General features: G+C 60.2%; 1 protein-coding gene. It reads right to left on the reverse strand.

What is annotated here, in order from left to right:
* Window positions 1–628 (reverse strand): AMP-binding protein (locus E1193_RS31530; protein WP_165945882.1); only part of this gene is annotated, 628 nt, incomplete at both ends.

A 628-nucleotide genomic window follows, 5' to 3' on the forward strand; every position in this document is an offset into this window, starting at 1 on the left:
CCCCAACAGGACACAACCCCCCATGAACATCGACCACGTAAACCCGCGTATTCGCCATCGGGCGACCAATGGGGACGGTCGCACGGCTGAAGGATGCCGGGGAGATCCACCCTGTGGCGCAAACAGTGCTCTCGGTCGGTCCGTAAGCATTGATGACGTTCGGTCCGGAAGGCAGGGCTTGTATCAGAGACGGGCTGGATGCCTCACCCGCTAGGACAAGTGTCTGAATGCCGGTCAATTCCTCCAGATTGGGTTGCCCGTGAAGCAGGGCCGGCGGCAAGGTCACGTGACTGATTGCCTGGTCCGCGATGTATTTCCCCAGCAGGACGAAGTCAAGCGACACCGAACGTGCTGGTAGACAAAGCGCTGCACCACAACACAGCGCCATCACGACCTCAGAAATGCAGGCGTCAAAGCTGAAGGACGCGAACTGCATGACACGGCTACGAGAACTGACATCAAAGAATCTGATCTGAGCCTGGGCCAGATTGACAAGCCCGTGGTGTTCGATCATGACGCCTTTGGGTGTTCCGGTTGAGCCGGAGGTGTAGATGACGTAGGCCAGATGCGTGGAGGTCAGCCCGAGCGCGGAGCGGACCGGGTTGGCCTCCGACCCGCCGTCCCGCTC

The sequence above is a fragment of the Micromonospora sp. KC606 genome, assembly GCF_004348675.1.
Taxonomy (GTDB): domain Bacteria; phylum Actinomycetota; class Actinomycetes; order Mycobacteriales; family Micromonosporaceae; genus Micromonospora.